Genomic DNA, 13351 nt, shown 5'->3' on the forward strand with positions numbered 1-13351 from the left:
ATTATGAGTAATAAACATAAATGAACTTTTATGATCTTTTTATTCATCCTTATGTCATTAGTTTTTTTTCAAAAAATTTTATCTAGTTTCAAATAGGTATTATTTGTAATGATTGCTAAAAAGCGTGGTAAAGAATACTTGCAGAAGTAAGGGAATGGATTTGAGATGAAAAAACAGCCAGTGGTGGCACTGGCTGTTTTGAGTAGTATTAATTATACGTCGTAAGTTGTCGATGCGGTGTCACCGCCTGTCCCTGTCCAATTTGTATGGAAGAACTCCCCTCGTTGGCGATCGATGCGTTCATAGGTATGCGCACCAAAATAGTCTCGCTGTGCTTGAAGTAGATTAGCAGGCAGTCGTGCTGTAGTGTAACCATCAAGGAAAGTCAGGGCTGAAGTGGTACACGGCATTGGAATACCCGCTTCAAGAGACTTAGCCGCCACTTTACGCCATGCTGTCAGACTGTTTTGTAGGATGTCTTTGAAATAGTCGTCAGAGCCTAAAAATGCAAGTTCAGGTTTTTTCTCGAATGCATCACGGATATTGCTCAAGAATGCAGAGCGGATGATACAACCCCCACGCCACATTAACGCAACGTTACCATAGTTTAGATCCCAGCCATTCTCATTTGAAGCCTCACGCATTAGCATGAAGCCTTGAGCGTAAGAGATAATTTTAGAGGCAAGTAGGGCTTGACGAAGGGCGTCGACCCACTCTTGCTTGTCACCTTGAACAGGTGCAATGGTTTTACTAAATAGCGCCTCTGCTTGTACACGCTGGTCTTTCAGTGCAGATAAGCAACGAGAAAATACAGACTCTGAAATCAGAGTGAGCGGAATGCCAAGATCTAGCGCATTGATGCCTGTCCATTTACCAGTGCCTTTTTGACCAGCGGTATCCAAGATTTTTTCAACCAATGGCTCGCCATCGGTATCTTTAAACCCAAGGATATCAGCCGTTATTTCAACTAGGTAACTGTCAAGTTCAGTCTTGTTCCAATCAGTGAATACGGTTTTCATTTCGTCAGCGGACATGCCCAAGCCATCTTTCATGAATTGGTAAGCTTCTGTAATTAGCTGCATGTCGCCGTATTCAATACCGTTGTGAACCATTTTAACGAAGTGCCCAGCGCCATCATTACCAACCCAGTCACAGCATGGCTCACCAGCCTCGGTTTTTGCAGAGATTCCTTGGAAGATTGGTTTCACGGCTTCCCAAGCTTCTGGTGTACCACCAGGCATGATAGATGGCCCAAAACGTGCGCCTTCTTCGCCACCGGAAACACCTGTACCGATGAAGTGAATCCCTTTTTCACGAAGGGCAGCAACACGGCGGTTAGTATCTGGGTAGTTGGTATTACCACCGTCAATGATGATGTCACCTTTGTCTAGCAGTGGGACTAAAGCGTCAATGAATTTGTCGACTACATCGCCAGCACGAACCATTAACATCACTTTGCGAGGTGTCTCAAGCTTTTCAACCAACTCTTCGAGTGAATAAGCGCCAATGATGTTAGTGTCTTTTGCGGGGCCTTGCAAAAACTCATCTACTTTAGCAGCAGTACGGTTATGGGCGACCACTTTAAAGCCATGGTCATTCATATTTAGGATAAGGTTCTGGCCCATTACTGCTAGACCAATAACACCGATATCACCTTTCATTGTTTCTCTCCAATTTTTCAATAGACGCTCGTGTTACGCGATTTTTTCTGCAGCGTCAGAATCTAAGTACCACTCCGTGTCACCAGCTTGAGACTGGATTTTCGCTGCGGGATAGGGCAACTCTGTTGCAGGAGTGGTATGAATTTCGTGAACAATTTCTACTTTTCCAGCACCAAGTACAAGGTAGCTAATTCGTTTGGCAGCTTGTAAAACCTTGGCCGTTTTAGAGACACGAATTTGGCCTGACTCTGGGTGGGAAGCTAAAACAGAGAGCTTCTGTTCCTCATAATTAGTCTGGCCTGGAAATAAGGATGCGGTATGGCCATCTGAGCCAACACCGAGTAATACCCAATCAAAAACAGGTGTGCCGTTATCTGTTGGAATGACTTCTTTCATCTCTATAGCAAATCTCTCAACTTCTTGCTCGGGCTTCTCTTCACCACGAATTCGATGGATATTTTCAGCAGGAATATCGATTTGACTAAAAAGTAAAGTGTTCGCTTCACCATAGTTGCTTTGCTCGTCATCAGGAGTAACGCAACGCTCATCTCCCCACCAAAAATGAAGGTTTTGCCACTGAATAGACGTTGCGTATGTGTCTGATGCTAACAACTTAAACAACATTTTTGGTGTGCTGCCACCAGATAAAGAAATATGTACAGGACGGCTAAGCTCGCTCAGTACCTTAATATCGTTAGCTAGGCTTTCAACGACCTGTTGAGCCGTTTGGAAAATCTTATGGTTGATCATAGTTCGCAATAATCCGTATCTGTTAAATTCTTGCATGGGAAACGCCAAGCTCTATTGTCACGTTTTAAGAGCTCATCTGACTCTTTTGGCCCCCAAGTACCACAGGCATAACCGAATAAGGCTTGTGGATCTTGTTTGAAGTCTAGAATTGGCTGCACATATTGCCAACATGCTTCAACGGCATCACTGCGAGCAAATAGAGTTGCATCACCATTAAGTGCATCAAGTAACAGGCGTTCGTAGGCCGTTAACATTTGAGTTTCGGGTAGATCAGCATAGTGAAAGTTCATGCTCACCTCTTTTGCATTAAATCCTGCCCCTGGTTCTTTAAGACCAAAGCTCATCTGAATCCCTTCATCAGGCTGGATTCGAATGATCAACTTATTCTCAGGCGCATTTTGACCAAAAACGGGGTGCGGTGTCTGTTTGAAGTGAATGACGACTTCAGTGACTCGAGTTGGCAGCCGTTTCCCAGTGCGAACGTAGAAAGGTACACCATTCCAACGCCAGTTATTAATATAGGCCTTTAGACCAATGTAGGTTTCAGTTCGAGAGTCATCGGCAACGCCGTTTTCTTCACGATACCCAACAAGATGTTGGCCACGAACATCCGATGCAGTGTATTGTCCGAGGACTAAGTCATTTCTAAGTGCTTGCTCATCTAGAGGCTTAAGGCACTGCAGCACTTTAATCACTTCGTCGCGCATTGAGTCAGCATTGATTTGCGCGGGGGGCTCCATGCCAACCATAGCGAGTACTTGAAGTAAGTGGTTCTGGAACATATCACGAACCGCTCCGGAACCATCGTAATAACCACCGCGTTCTTCGACGCCAAGATACTCAGCTCCGGTAATTTCCACGTAATCGATAAAGTTACGATTCCAGAGTGGCTCGAACATGGCATTAGAAAACCTAAATACAAGTAGGTTTTGAACCGTTTCTTTACCTAAATAGTGATCGATACGATAGATCTGGTGTTCTTCAAAATGTCCGTGGATTTCTTTATCGAGATTTTTTGCTGAATTTAAGTCATAGCCGAATGGCTTTTCTATGATAAGACGCTTCCAGCCATTCGTCTCCTTGTTTAAGCCATGTGCTGCTAAGCTCGCTGGGATCACACTGTACAAGCTTGGTGGAGTGGCTAGATAGAAGAGAGTATTATGTTGCTCAAAATGATACTGTTGTGACAGTTGATCGAGGCGGTTAACCAGTATGCTGTAGTCTGCGGTATCAGAGGTATTGATGGCTTGATAGTGTAGATGGTCAATAAACGCATTGAGCGTTGCAGGCTCTGTTTTTTCCATTTCCTGAAGTGAATGCTTCAGTTTTTCGCGGTAAGACTCATCGCTATATTCCGTGCGGCTGACACCAAGGATGGCGAAATTTGTTGGAAGCTGCTTACTCGCGTAAAGGTGGTATAAAGCTGGGATCAACTTACGATATGTCAAGTCTCCCGAAGCACCAAAAATAACGATGCTGCTGTTTTCTGGTATTACCATCATCTTTCCCTTAGAAACGAGGTAGTTATCATATGTCGTTCATACAGTGAACTCAGAGAGCCAACCCTATCAACGACAATTTAAAATTGATAATTGGTCATGCCTATTAGTCTAATAGCTTGAAATGAATTATTTCGAGCTATGAGATAAATCATAACTAGGCAGCGTATTGTCCATGAGTATTGGATATACATCAACCTCTGTGAAGGCAATCGATTAAATATTGACTGAATATTGGCTGATTCAGATGTTAATGCCACCTTTGCTACCGCTGGGTTGCTCGTTTCGTGTTGCGAGAGCGCATTCTATTTTAGATGATGTTTTTAGAACGATGCTTTTAAATGAGCTTTAACCTCTTTTATATAGTCTTCTCGAGCGACCGGTACGATTTGCGACGAGTCTAAGAACATTTCTGCGTATTTTTGGTCAATTTCGTGTTCAAGGAAGAGAAGGTATAGCTTAGGATCAATATGTCCTGATGTGGCCATATGGGTCATTATTTTAAGTGATTCGGAAAGGTTTTTGGCCTTTTTGTATGGCCTATCACTGGATGTTAATGCTTCGAATACGTCAGCAATTGCCATGACACGGGCTGGGATCGAAAGCTCATTTTCACTTAAACCTCTCGGGTAGCCTTGGCCATCGATTCTCTCATGGTGCCCACCCGCAATTTCTGGAATGTTTTTGAGATGTTCTGGGTAGGGAAGGCAGCCCAGCATGGTTAGGGTTTGAATGATATGATCGTTAATCATAAAACGTTCCTCATCATTCAGAGTTCCGTAACGAATCGATAGATTGTAAAGCTCTCCACGATGGTATTTAAGTTTACCCGGTTCTAGGACAAACTTTTCTGTCCAAACATCTTGTGGACTTTCACCTTTGGACCAAGGTATTTCATGAACTTTTTTATCGCTCAGTATCGATTCTAAAACAGGGAGTGGTTGTTTCTCTCCTGCACGTTGTTTTTCTATCCAAGATACGCCAGCTTGATCATCGAGCGTCCTTTTCCATTGCCTTTGCGCGATCTGCTTAAGTTTGTCTATGGCGCTCTCGTCCATTTGTTCACTACCAATGTTGCATTCGGCAATAAAATGGAACTCCTCATCCAGCGAGGTTTGTGTTTCTTGAAGTGTTTTCTTTAAGCTAGCAGCGTCACCTCCATTATGTAGACCTTGCCAATAATCGACTTCTGCTTGAACTTTAAGGAGCTCGAAGCGCATTCTTACTTCGTGTATGCGGTCATAAATAGTTTCAAGCTTGGTCGCCTTATCTATCACATATTCAGGTGTTGTGACTTTTCCGCAATCATGAAGCCAAGCGGCCAGATTTAATTCTTCCCATTGGTCTTCAGTCATCGCGAACTGCGGGAAATAGTCTTTATCTTTGTGGGCTACATTAGTTAACATTTGGGTTAGTTCAGGTACGCGTTGACAGTGGCTTCCTGTGTACGGTGATTTGGTGTCAATCGCGGAGGCGATAAGTTCGATAAAGGCATTCATCATATCTTTTTGCTGCTGCATTTGATGAATGTTTTCTTTAGCAATTTCAGCAAAACTCAAGAGTTCTTTTAAGAAAGCATGTTTATCACTTTGTTCTTTAGTAATGGCTCTTTCATAGCCAAGAAGCAATACTCCGACAAGTTGAGACTCACGATTAAGCAAAGGGAAGAAGTAGACATCTGAGTTATAGAGATTATCGATATATCGACTGAAAGCGTTATCACTGCGGTTCAAGTGGACAATTTCACCTTGTCGTAAATCCTTTTCAAGCCATGCTGTATCTTTAAGAAATTTATTGATATCGATTTTAAATGGAATGATGGCGTGATTTGCGACAATGTCAAAACTGTTCTCTTTTTCCTGTACAGAGAACAGAACAATAGTTTCAGCGCGAGTGACCAGGTAGCTTTGATGAGTAATGGTTTTACCTAGAACGGAAAAATCTTTGTTACTGGCGGTTTCACGCAGCAAACGGAGAAGGTCATGTAATGTATGCTCCATTAATTCAATAGATTCAGTAAGATTGGAAACTTCACGAATTAAGCTCTTCGGATAGCGAGTTTTTTTGAAATCAAAACGAGCGATATTATCAGTCAGTTGGACTAGATTCTGTAAAGGGGTTGATAGTTTGGTTGCGACTAACCAAACGGTCATAAAGCTTATGACCAGCATTGCTATCGCTACACTTATCTGTCTGTTTCGCATTGACAATAAATCGCCAAGTAATTCTTCTTGTGGAATGGCTTCCGCGAGAAGAAGGCGAACATGTTCGTTTAACCATACTGGTGTTAGAGTGACAGACCAGCTGTTTCCATCCCGTTCAATTACTTCGTAGAGTGTTTGGGTGCTGTGTCGGTTTAGAATAGGTTCAAATAAACTATCTTGGATGGCTTGTTGAACGACTGGTGGTTTTTGGTCTAAATCGATACTAGTTTGATGTTGAGCCAAAAGTCTAAATTGAGTATCAAACAAAGCAACTTGAGTTGTTTTTGACAGGCTGAGTTCAGCAATCTGGTCTGAAAGTGATGAGAGAGTAAAATCTGCCGCTACGACCTCCTGGCCATCTGCAGATTTTCGTGACAAAGTCACCCCATTGGTCTTTAAAAAATAAAAGAAGTAGGGTTCTGTTAGGCGTATTTCTCCATCAGATTCTGCATTGATATACCAAGGTCTTACTCGTGGATCGTATTCATTATCGTTGGTTTTCTTATAGCCAACTCGATTGTAATCATAATCTAAAAAGTGAAATTCATTCAGCCCTTCCGCTTGTGTGAAATTAATCATCATCCTAGCGTTTGGTGGAGCTTTAAACCTGTTACGTGATTGTTCGTCATGAAGAGGACGAATCATAATGAATTCGCCATGTTCATTACCGTAAAACAAAGCAACAAGTCCTTGATTTCTTTCAAATATAAGATTGCTTGAGGCAAGGAAGCGCTTTGCCTCTATAGGTGGCTTTCGATCTTTAATCACGGCACTTAGTGCCATAAAATCAAGCGTGGTGAGAATAGGGCCAGCACGTACTTTAAAAGTGGATTCGAGTTTACGGCTGTTTTCGTTACTCAGCTCCTTAGCACTGACGGCTAAAAGCTCTTGAGAATGGTGATAACTAATAGCAATAAGAACGATACCGACCAGAGTTGTCAGTACTAGAAATAAGCTTGTGATGTGAATACTAAGCGAATAGTGGTGCTTCTTCATTGAATTACCATTTAGTGATTACCCAATAAGTATCGACCAATATGCCAATCATGCAAAAGTAAAGATTAATGACTTAACACTCGTGTCCTTAGTTTGATGAAATTCAGATTAAATTATTGCTATATCGACTATAACTAGTATTGAAGTAGTTAAATGGAAATGATGAGATGTTAACTCGGACGTATCAAGTTGAAGTGTTGGCGACACCAGAGGTAGTTTGGCAAGTGCTAACGGAAAAAAAATTATATGAAAAATGGGCAAAAGCCTTTTCTCCACGTTCACAGTTTGAAGGTGAGTGGAAGGAGGGAAGTAGTATTTACTTTTTCGACCCAGATCTTGGCGGTACGCGAGCGATCATTGATCGAATAGAAACCTATAGAGAGATTGCATATACACATATTGCTATTTCTAATCCTGAGCACGTAAAAGATCTTGATAGCGATACAGCTCAAAAATGGATAGGGACTCGGGAGCACTATCAGATAACGCCTAATCAAGAGTCTGTGAGTTTAAAGGTGGTGATTGATACACACCCAGACTTTGTTGATATGCTTGATGATGGATGGAAGAAAGCCTTCCCATTGATAAAGGTAATAAGCGAGCAACAAGGTCGTTAGTTTGGTAAAATAGAGTTTTACTCTGTGCTGCAATCAAGCAAAATCATACAATGAAAAAAATAATTATTGCCTTTACATTTATATTCTCAATTCAGGTTTTGGCGTCAGACTTCGATTTGAAAGCCACGATGAAACAAATGAAAGTTGAGTTTAAACAAGCGATACAAGCGACGACTGTTAGTGATATGAAAACGTCTGTAAGCAGTATGTCACAGCTCGTTGAACAAGCTAAGAAAGGGGATTACCCACCAGAGAAGTTCGACACATATTTTGAGGGTTTTAGTAAACTTTCCGTAACCATCGATAAAATTGAATCTCAGCTTGATGCAGGGGACCTCACTGCCGCCAAAGAATCATTGCGCCAAATCGATGAACTTCGTGTCGAATACCATGAAAAACGTAACCCAAGTATCTGGAGTAAGATATTTGGCTAGTATGCCCTCTTGCTTATATTTGGCGGAGGGGCTTACAGATATTTACGCTAAATGTGAAAGGTTCATTAGTTCCGTTTTTGGCTCTATACGGATTTGTTGCCGTTAACTGACTATAGTAACTATGCTTCTGCCAAGGAAACTTAATCAGGTAATGCTAATTATCAGTGCTCTTAGTTGGGCGCTGATTGTTTTGATGCCGGTTATTAATGCTCATGGTTCGAATGCTGGAGTTTGGGCAAGCTTATGTACGCTCAATGGCTTTAAGCTGGTTCAAATCGAAGAAGGGCAACCGGAAACTCAACACGGTAAGGCTTGTCCGTTTGGTCACTTTTCTTGTTTTCATCAAATCACTTTTCCAACCCCATTTTGTGTATTACGCTGCGTATACATAAGTAGTGAACCTTATGCCTACTTGGCTCTAAATGTACAATATCAGCTTGCATTCCCACGAGCGCCACCTTTGCTCTTACTTTAAAAATCAAAATCAAAATCAAAATCAAAATACACATGAAAGTAATCTGCGCGTTAGCAAGGGATTAGGCCGTAATCTAAGTGCTTAGCTGCGCGTTATAAAAAGGAAAGAACAATGTTGGGTAGTGAAACTACGACCTCACCTAAGGAAGCGTCAAGTTCAGTTGCGGACAAGACCAAAATTAAATCTCGTTATTTTATGGTTTGGCGCTGGCATTTTTATGCTGGTTTATATGTTGTTCCATTTATTCTCATGCTCAGCCTTACAGGATTAGTTATGTTGTTTGACGATGAAATTGAGATGATAACGTACCATGATGAGCTAGTCGTGCTGCCAGAATCTACAACCCTTCCTGCCTCTCAGCAGTTAGATAAAATACAAGGAGCTTATCCACTAGGCGCTGTCACTCAGTACATTCCCTCTAAGGCTGATAATTTGGCGAATAAGTTTGATGTCCGGTTGGCTGACGGCCGTTCAATATTGGTAACTATTAATCAATATAATGGCGAAATATTAGGTGAAATTGACCGGAGTGATAGCTGGTATCAGCTTGCAAATAATGTCCATGGGACTTTGCTAATGGGTCAATGGGGGGATTATCTAATCGAAATAGCCGCTAGTCTCAGTATATTGTTGATCATTACAGGAGTGTATTTATGGTGGCCACGGGATAATGCCAGTAAAGCAGGTTTTTTAAAGCTACGTTTTTCGAGTATGCGCTTATTCATGCGAGATGTGCATGCTAATTTTGGTGCGTTATTCTCTCTTATTTTGTTGTTGTTCTTATTCTCTGGCTTAGCTTGGACGAGTGTGTGGGGTGGGAAGTTGGTTCAGGCTTGGAATACATTCCCAGTTTATTACACTTGGGGAGATAAACCTGAATCCAATCTTAATCATGTTGATCTTAATCACGGTAGTGAGAAAGAACTGCCGTGGAATCTTGAACAATCTGCATTGCCTGAATCCTCTGAGCATATCCATGGGGCAACGATCCGTCCTGTTGCTGATGGGAGTGACGTTGTTGCGGAGAAAAGTATAGGGATTGATGCTGTTATCAAACAAGCAAAAACTCTTGGGTTTACCCAATTCAAGTTATTCCTACCTCAGTCTTCAAAGGGAGTCTACACATTAGCGGCAAATTCAATGGGAGGAGATATTAGTGATCCCCGTTTGGATAAGACAACTCATATAGATCAGTATTCGGGGGATGTCTTAGTGGATGTTACTTGGGACGATTACACAATATTGTCTAAGTTGATGGCAGCTGGGGTATCCCTCCATCAAGGGGATGTTAGCATTGTTAACAAGGCATTAAATACACTATTTTGTATCGTGTTTGCTTTGGTAGCCATTTTAGGTTGTCTAATGTGGTGGATTCGAAGGCCATATGGGAAAACTCGTATAGGGATACCCTCGAAATTTGCAAGTGATGGACTGTGGAAAACGGGTATTGTGAGCTTAGCTTTAGTCGCTGTGTTTTTCCCTCTCGCTGCAGTGGCTATTATATTATTTGGACTGATTGATTGGCTTGTTTTCAAGCCCAAAAATGAGTTAATTAAGTGTTGAATGAAAAAGGCCACATCTAGTGGCCATATTTTTAATTATAGGCTTACTACTTAACTGTCCAATTGACCATTTCGCCTGCTCTAATGGGAACAACAATATCTTGACCAAATGGCATTGACTCAGGAACCAGCCACTCTTCTTTTGTGAGTGTTACGGTATCATGGTTTCTTGCGAGGTTGTAGAAATCAGGACCATTATGGCTGGCGAAAGCTTCTAAGTTTGCTAGTTTTCCTTCTTGTTCAAACACCTCGGCGTATAACTCTAGTGCAGCGTGGGCAGTATAAGAACCTGCGCAGCCACATGCTGCCTCCTTCATACCTTTTGCATGTGGGGCAGAGTCTGTTCCTAAGAAGAATTTATTACTGCCGCTGGTAGCCGCTTCAATCAAAGCTGCTTGATGAGTATTGCGTTTAAGAATAGGTAAGCAATAAAAGTGTGGTTTGATCCCACCGACGAGCATATGATTTCGATTGTAAAGCAAGTGATGGGCGGTAATAGTTGCAGCTACATTGCCATCAGTATTCTTAACGAAATTAGCAGCGTCCGCTGTTGTGATATGCTCAAGGACAATTTTGAGATTAGGGAAATCTTGGACGATAGGCGAAAGTACTGAGTCAAGAAATGCTTTCTCACGATCAAAAATGTCTACGTCATGATGCGTAACTTCCCCGTGAACTAAGAGCAGCATTCCCACTTCTTGCATGGCTTGAAGCACGGGGTAGATTTTTTGGGCAGAAGTTACTCCTGAATCTGAATTCGTTGTTGCTCCTGCGGGGTATAGTTTTGCAGCGACGACTTGTCCACTTGCTTTAGCTTTTCTTATCTCATCAACCGAAGTATTGTCTGTTAGGTACAAAACCATCAAAGGCTCAAATTGTGAATTGGGCTGCTGAGCCATAATGCGCTCACGATATGCCATTGCCATTTCGGTGTCAGTTATTGGTGGGATGGTATTTGGCATAATAATGGCTCGGCCATTATAGCGACTTATATCGCGCACGGTATCTGCCAAGACATCGCCATCTCGCAAGTGAACATGCCAGTCATCGGGACGAGTGATCGTAAGTGTTGTCATTGTTGCTCCCACCATAGTTTTAGTTGTCTGATTGGAGCCTAAACGAAAGCGATAAATGTGAAGGCAAACGCTTACGTTTAGGCGACAGGATGATAGAGCAAAGTGCTGGTAAATGCATCTATTTTTTCGTGTTATGAATTGTATTTATCGGCCTAAACGAGTTTTTGTGTCAGTTTTTATCAATGTTCACATCTAGATAACAAACCTTATAATACTTAGGTATAATAGCCAAAATAATTAAATCCTCAGGGATAGCAATGTCAGCTCCAATTCTCTCACAAATAAATGTTTATCCGGTTAAGTCTTTGGGTGGTATTACTCAGTCTACTTGTTGGGTTGAGAAGCAAGGCCTTATGTTTGATCGCCGTTTTATGATAGCGTTAGCCGATGGTTCCATGGTTACAGCACGAAAATATCCTAAAATGGTGACCATCCAATCAAGTTTAACAGCCGAAGGTTTAATTTTTGTTGCCGAAGGTAAGCCTCCGCTCAAGTTGCGATATGCTGATTTTAAAATGCAAGAAGCGCCAGCTCAGGTTTGGAAAGATACTTTCACTGCTTACACGACAACGGATGAAGCTGACGATTGGTTTAGTGATGTCTTGAACCTAAGGGTTGAACTGCTGTTTAGTGGTGAGCAATCGAACCGAGTACGCGAAAAAGTCGGCCACAATGTCAGTTTTGCCGATGGTTACCCTATGCTAGTTATCGGACAAGGCTCGCTTGATGAACTGAATCGCCGTAGTCCAGAATTGCACGCTATGGACCAATTTCGCTCAAATCTTATTGTTTCAACCGCTGAGCCTTTTGCTGAGGACAGTTGGAAACGTATTCGAATTGGTGAAGTAGAGTTTGAATCTGTTAAGCCTTGTGAACGTTGTATCATGACCACGGTAGATGTGAGTATAGGTAAGCTCCGCGAGACTAAAGAGCCACTTAAAACCTTGTCTCAATTTAGAGCAAACGAGCGAGGTGGTGTATTTTTTGGTCAAAACCTTGTCGCCAAGAATGAAGGCATGATTCGACAGGGGGACGTTGTTGAGGTGCTGGAATATAAGGAAAAAGAGTTCTATCCAGATAATTCACCCGAGCGATTTAGTATGACATGCGTTGAAAAAGAGCGTTTAGCTCGGGATTTTGTGACTTTCTGGCTAGAGCCTGAACCAGGGTTGACGCTTAACTACTTACCCGGTCAACATCTGCCGATTTCGATAAAAATAGGTGATGAGCATGTTGCAAGGCATTATACATTATCATCTACCCCATCAAGACCAGGAAGGTTGTCGATTTCAGTCAAGCGTATAGAACAAGGTAGAATATCTAATTGGCTTCATGATCATTTTAACGTAGGTAGCACATTGGAGTGTGAGTCTCCAAAGGGGAGCTTCCATCTGGGAGAGCAGCATGGTAAACCAATCTTGTTATTGTCTGCGGGAAGTGGTGTAACTCCTATGCTTTCTATGTTGAGGTATTTGTCTGATAATAACCAAGCCGATGATGTGATTTTTTATCATCAATGTCGGAGTGTCGAAGATATCCCATGCAAACAGGAGCTTGATGAACTTAAGCGTAAGCATTCCGGACTAAGAGTATTAATTTCTTTATCTCAACCACCTGCTGATTGGTTTGGCTTGAGTGGCCGTTTGACCTTGTCTCATCTTAAGCAGATAAAAGAGGTAGAAAAAAGGCAGGTTTTTGTATGCGGTCCAGACGGTTTTATGCAGAAGGCTAAAAATATGTTGTTGAACAAAGGTTTGCCTGAAGAGCACTACCATCAAGAAGCATTTGGGGTGTCACAAATTAGTACTAGACCATTTCAAGAGCTTAAACTGAGTGTCAATGGTAGTGTGTTTACTGGAAATAACCAAAAGCCGTTGCTAGAACAAGCAGAAAATGCTGGAATAAACATTGCTAACAGCTGCAGAGCGGGTTTATGCGGTGCATGTAAAGTCACTATTGAATCAGGTAAAGTGCACCAGCCTGATGTACCTGGATTGCAGGACTCTGAACGTAATATGGGTCTTGTACTAGCATGTTGCTGCGTGCCTGAAACCGATATTGAGGTTACTAGCTAAAG

General features: G+C 42.0%; 10 protein-coding genes. 5 read left to right on the forward strand and 5 right to left on the reverse strand.

Annotation, left to right across the window (positions count from 1 at the left end; genetic code table 11):
- Window positions 1–212: 212 nt before the first annotated feature.
- The 4 genes from gnd to KO511_RS20375 form a co-directional block, all read right to left on the reverse strand.
- Complete coding sequence (gene gnd / locus KO511_RS20360; protein ID WP_215989221.1) at window positions 213–1661, reverse strand: decarboxylating NADP(+)-dependent phosphogluconate dehydrogenase; 1449 nt, start codon at window positions 1659–1661, stop codon at window positions 213–215.
- A 33-nt stretch (window positions 1662–1694) separates the two neighbouring features.
- Entirely contained in the window at window positions 1695–2411 is a 717-nt protein-coding gene (gene pgl, locus KO511_RS20365) for a 6-phosphogluconolactonase (protein ID WP_215989222.1), read from the reverse strand.
- A complete protein-coding gene (gene zwf, locus KO511_RS20370) occupies window positions 2408–3910 on the reverse strand; it encodes a glucose-6-phosphate dehydrogenase (protein WP_185759766.1) in 1503 nt (500 codons plus the stop codon). Before zwf ends, pgl begins: the two co-directional genes overlap by 4 nt.
- 323 nt (window positions 3911–4233) lie before the next feature.
- Complete coding sequence (locus KO511_RS20375; protein WP_215989223.1) at window positions 4234–7110, reverse strand: HD domain-containing phosphohydrolase; 2877 nt, start codon at window positions 7108–7110, stop codon at window positions 4234–4236.
- Between the two features lie 167 nt (window positions 7111–7277).
- Here KO511_RS20375 and KO511_RS20380 point away from each other — a divergent pair, with 167 nt between their 5' ends.
- The 4 genes from KO511_RS20380 to KO511_RS20395 all read left to right on the forward strand — a co-directional run bounded on the left by KO511_RS20380 (window position 7278) and on the right by KO511_RS20395 (window position 10199).
- Window positions 7278–7727, forward strand: coding sequence for an SRPBCC family protein (locus KO511_RS20380; protein WP_215989224.1), 450 nt, complete (start codon window positions 7278–7280; stop codon window positions 7725–7727).
- A 50-nt stretch (window positions 7728–7777) separates the two neighbouring features.
- Window positions 7778–8161: a cytochrome b562 gene (locus KO511_RS20385; protein ID WP_215989225.1), complete on the forward strand. Its 384-nt coding sequence runs from the start codon at window positions 7778–7780 to the stop codon at window positions 8159–8161.
- 121 nt (window positions 8162–8282) lie between these two features.
- Window positions 8283–8636, forward strand: a complete 354-nt coding sequence (locus KO511_RS20390; protein WP_436840233.1) for a hypothetical protein — start codon at window positions 8283–8285, stop codon at window positions 8634–8636.
- A 111-nt stretch (window positions 8637–8747) separates the two neighbouring features.
- Window positions 8748–10199, forward strand: a complete 1452-nt coding sequence (locus KO511_RS20395; RefSeq protein ID WP_215989227.1) for a PepSY-associated TM helix domain-containing protein — start codon at window positions 8748–8750, stop codon at window positions 10197–10199.
- Between the two features lie 46 nt (window positions 10200–10245).
- On the opposite strand, the gene pyrC is transcribed toward KO511_RS20395, so the two are convergent.
- Window positions 10246–11274, reverse strand: a complete 1029-nt coding sequence (pyrC, locus tag KO511_RS20400; protein WP_215989228.1) for a dihydroorotase — start codon at window positions 11272–11274, stop codon at window positions 10246–10248.
- A 257-nt stretch (window positions 11275–11531) separates the two neighbouring features.
- On the opposite strand from pyrC, the gene KO511_RS20405 reads away from it, so the two are divergent.
- Window positions 11532–13349 carry a hybrid-cluster NAD(P)-dependent oxidoreductase gene (locus KO511_RS20405; RefSeq protein ID WP_215989229.1) on the forward strand — a complete coding sequence of 606 codons (1818 nt, stop codon included), beginning with the start codon at window positions 11532–11534 and terminating at the stop codon, window positions 13347–13349.
- Window positions 13350–13351 lie beyond the last annotated feature (2 nt).

The organism is Vibrio hepatarius (genome assembly GCF_018860525.1).
Taxonomy (GTDB): Bacteria; Pseudomonadota; Gammaproteobacteria; order Enterobacterales; family Vibrionaceae; genus Vibrio; species Vibrio hepatarius_B.